Below are 3815 nucleotides of genomic sequence, written 5' to 3' on the forward strand. Positions count from 1 at the left end.
ACTAGGACGTTGCCATGCAAACTAGAAACACCATCTTAGATGACTTGTCTAAGGTGGTGTTTTTTCGTATAGTAAAAGAGATATAGTAGAAGGGAGGATTGAGCTTGAACATGGTATTGATTAGACCAATTGCTAAAGAAGATGAACCTGTGATTGCGGCTATTATTCGTAGTGTATTAGAAGAAAGTCATTTAGATGTTCCGGGTACCGCCTATTTTGATCCGGAATTAGACTATATGTATGATTACTACCAGAAGCTTACAGATAATGCCTATTGGGTGGTTGAAGAGCAAGGGCGTCTTGTTGGCGGCGTTGGGATAGGATTACTAGATGAATCGCTTGAACTACCTATTAAAGGGCACCCAGAGCTATTAGCTGAAAAAGCTACAAAAATTGGTAAAGTAGGCGAGCTACAAAAGCTATATCTTTTGCCAGAAGCTAGAGGGAAGGGCTATTCTAGGCGATTAATGGATACTGTGACGGCATTTGCGATAGACCAGGGCTATGACTTCTTATACTTGGAGACGATTAAGAGTCTTGAAACAGCCATCGTTTTATACAAAAAATTGGGTTATGAATTTTTAGATGAACCTTTACTGTCGGGTGACCATACCTTTATGGATACTTTCATGTTGAAAGATTTAAATGCTGGATGATAATAACACGCAGTTTAAAGATTACGTAGTTTGAGGATAAGGATGGTTGATTAGGATGACAGATTTACCTAAAATTGGTAAGCCTGCGACGGGGGCTTTGGCGACGGTTGGGATTGACCAGGTTGAGCAGTTAACGGGCGTGATGAAGGCAAATTTGGCGAATTTGCATGGTGTAGGTCCTAAAGCAATCAAGATATTAGAGGAAAGCATGCTTGAATTAGGCTTATCTTTTGATGCAGGAGGGTCAGCGTGGCCAAAGGCACCCTTTTTCCTGGTAGGAGATTTGGCCTGTGATAATGCGCCTAAGCGACAATTTGCGCGGGATGTGGCGGTTGGCTTGTATGCGCGTGGGTTCTTCGGGCAGGATACGGCTTTGATGTCTGATGACGTGGTCTATCGGGCGCCTTATACGGGAGTGGAGTTGGTTGGGCGAGATCAGGTAGTTGAAGGCTTTGTTGGGGTGGCGGATGTGTCGTCTATGGAAGTCTTTCAGATCCTGTCGCACGGGAAGGAAGCAGCCTTACATGGGCGAATCACTGATAAAAGAGGTGGCATGACTTATTTCTCTATATTTTACGAATTTACTGGACATAAGAAGGCTGCGCCTATCAGTAAAATTGTTCATTATCAACAAATTCAAGGCTGAGAACAATGTGAAACGACAAAGGTTGCATACAAGGTGAAAGGCTAGCGGGTACGTATTGTTTATCCGCTTTTTTTGGTGGATATATACAAAATTTGTTTATAAGTTTTTACAAATTATGGCAAAAAAATGATAAAATAGAAAGATATTAGGATTGATGATAAAAAGGGAGTGGACATAATGTATTATTTACCATTGATTGGTATTCTAATCATAATTATTGGTTTTGCTTTGAAGCTAGACACGATTGCTGTTGTTGTAATCGCAGGACTAGCGACAGCTTTAGTATCAGGTATTTCGGTTTCTGACTTTTTGGTGATGCTTGGCGAAGGTTTTGTGAATAATCGTTTAGTTACAATTTTTATTTTAACCTTACCAATGATTGGATTAGCTGAAACGTTTGGTTTGAAGAATCAAGCAGTACGATTGATTAACAATGTCAAAGGGATGACAACGGGGTCATTTTTAACATTATACTTATTCTTACGTGAATTAGCTGGATTCTTATCAATTCGTATTGGTGGCCACCCACAGTTTGTACGACCATTAGTACAGCCCATGGCGGAAGCGGCAGCTATCTCTAAGAACGGTGAAATTGATGATGCTACAAAGGAAGAAATTAAAGCACAATCTGCTTCGATGGAGAATATCGGTAACTTCTACGCACAAAATACTTTTGTCGCAAGTGCTGGTACTTTATTGATTGCAGGTACTTTGGAATCATTAGGCTATGAAGTGATGGCAATTGATGTGGCGCGTGCCTCAATTCCAGTTGCGATTATCACATTCGTACTAACAGCGGTTTATAACTATTCATTTGACCAAAAGATGAACCGTAAATACCGTAAGGGAGGTAAGTAGGATGGAAGCATTTTTTGCCAATTTACTAGAATTTTTCTACATTTTAATCGGCTTGCAGTTCGCCTTTACTGGCTACAAGGTCTTACGTTCTGACCAGGATAAACGCATCGGAACGGCCATGTTTTGGTTTGATCTAGCGATTCTATTCGCCCTTGGAAAATGGCTACCAGCGATTGTTTCTGGTGCATTAGTTTTACTATTGGCGATTATCACCTTGGTGAAACACTTTGTAACAGGTAATTTTGAGCAAGACGAGGAGCGGGCAGAAGCTGGTGCTGACCGCTTTGGAAACCTTGTATTTGTACCTGTTATAGTTATGGCGGTTACAGCATTAGCACTTGCGCAGTTTGTTCCTGCTTCAGGAGCTGGTGCTATTGGAATCGGGGCAATTGTTGCTTTAGTGCTTGCGATGGCTATTTTCCGAGCGCCATTCCAACAAGTCTTGCACGAGTCTAATCGAAATGTGCAGCAAGTTGGTTCGACAGCTATTTTGCCACAATTACTGGCTGCTTTAGGGGTAATTTTCGTAAATGCTGGTGTAGGTGAAATCGTGACGTCGATTTTCGGGAATTTAGTGCCTGAAGGAGATAAGTTCTGGGGTGCAACCATGTATGTGATTGCGATGGTCGTCTTCACAATGATTATGGGGAACGCATTTGCGGCTTTCACGGTCATTACAGCGGGGATTGGGATCCCATTTGTGATTATGCAAGGGGCTAACCCAGCAATCGCCGGTGCATTAGCGATGACGGCTGGTTACTGTGGGACTTTATTGACACCGATGGCTGGTAACTTTAACGCCTTACCGGTGGCTTTACTTGAAATGAAGAGTGAGTATGGGGTCATCAAACGACAGGCGCCAATTGCTATCGCTTTAATTGTGGTCCATATTGTATTAATGTATACTTGGGCATTTTAGGAGGTATAAAGATGAAAATTTTAGTAACAGGATTCGATCCATTTGGTGATGATACGATTAACCCTGCGATTGAGGCAGTGAAACGTTTGCCGGAAGAAATCAAGGGTGCCGAAATTATCAAATTAGAAATTCCAACTGTTTTTAATAAGAGTGCAGAAGTAGAAAAAAGAGCAATTGAAGAACATCAACCTGACTATATTTTGAATATCGGTCAAGCGGGTGGACGGTTTGCCTTAACCCCTGAACGTGTAGCCATCAACGAAGATGACGCGCGTATTCCAGATAATGAAGGGCAACAATCAATCGATGAGCCTATCAAAGAAGATGGCCAACCAGCTTACTTTAGCCAGTTGCCAATTAAAGCGATGGTTACTTACATGAAAGATGCCAGTGTGCCAGCGGAAGTATCTAATACAGCAGGAACTTTTGTCTGCAATCACATCATGTACCATTCGCTATACTTAACCAATAAAGAGTACCCAGGCATCAAGGCCGGATTCATGCACATTCCATTCCTACCAGAACAAGTCACAAACCGTCCAAACACGCCATCTATGGCCTTGGAAGACATCGTTCGTGGAATCGAAGCAGCCATCGCAGCCATTGTGGACTTTGACGGCAAAGAAGACATGAAAATCGTCGGCGGCAAAACACATTAAAAACAAGGTGGAACTTTGGTGTTTAGGCAGGTAGCTTCTAACGCATTTAGCCCGAGTGTTTATGGCAATATAAAAGT

The 3815-nt window shown here is 42.1% G+C and carries 5 protein-coding genes; all 5 read left to right on the forward strand.

Translation table 11 applies throughout. The annotated features are described in order from the left end of the window. The first annotated feature begins 110 nt into the window (after window positions 1-110). The 5 genes from B2V22_RS05045 to pcp all read left to right on the forward strand — a co-directional run bounded on the left by B2V22_RS05045 (window position 111) and on the right by pcp (window position 3738). Window positions 111-656 carry a GNAT family N-acetyltransferase gene (locus tag B2V22_RS05045; protein ID WP_290490876.1) on the forward strand — a complete coding sequence of 182 codons (546 nt, stop codon included), beginning with the start codon at window positions 111-113 and terminating at the stop codon, window positions 654-656. Window positions 657-702: 46 nt separating this feature from the next. Further along, entirely contained in the window at window positions 703-1302 is a 600-nt protein-coding gene (locus B2V22_RS05050) for a hypothetical protein (RefSeq protein ID WP_290490872.1), read from the forward strand. A gap of 177 nt (window positions 1303-1479) precedes the next feature. After that, entirely contained in the window at window positions 1480-2160 is a 681-nt protein-coding gene (locus B2V22_RS05055; RefSeq protein ID WP_290490873.1) for a DUF969 domain-containing protein, read from the forward strand. Window position 2161: 1 nt separating this feature from the next. Beyond that, complete coding sequence (locus tag B2V22_RS05060) at window positions 2162-3079, forward strand: DUF979 domain-containing protein (protein WP_290490874.1); 918 nt, start codon at window positions 2162-2164, stop codon at window positions 3077-3079. 11 nt (window positions 3080-3090) lie between these two features. Next, the gene (gene pcp, locus B2V22_RS05065; RefSeq protein WP_290490875.1) at window positions 3091-3738 is read left to right on the forward strand and encodes a pyroglutamyl-peptidase I; all 648 of its coding nucleotides are present in this window, start codon (window positions 3091-3093) and stop codon (window positions 3736-3738) included. Window positions 3739-3815: the final 77 nt, after the last annotated feature.

The organism is Aerococcus sp. UBA6277 (assembly GCF_002440555.1).
Classification (GTDB): Bacteria; Bacillota; Bacilli; order Lactobacillales; family Aerococcaceae; genus Aerococcus.

Excerpts from the sequence above, each read along its gene's own strand:
- B2V22_RS05045 (WP_290490876.1), top strand. The coding sequence starts at position 111 with ATGGTATTGATTAGACCAATTGCTAAAGAAGATGAACCTGTGATTGCG.
- B2V22_RS05055 (WP_290490873.1), top strand. The coding sequence starts at position 1,480 with ATGTATTATTTACCATTGATTGGTATTCTAATCATAATTATTGGTTTT.
- B2V22_RS05060 (WP_290490874.1), top strand. The coding sequence starts at position 2,162 with ATGGAAGCATTTTTTGCCAATTTACTAGAATTTTTCTACATTTTAATC.
- pcp (WP_290490875.1), top strand. The coding sequence starts at position 3,091 with ATGAAAATTTTAGTAACAGGATTCGATCCATTTGGTGATGATACGATT.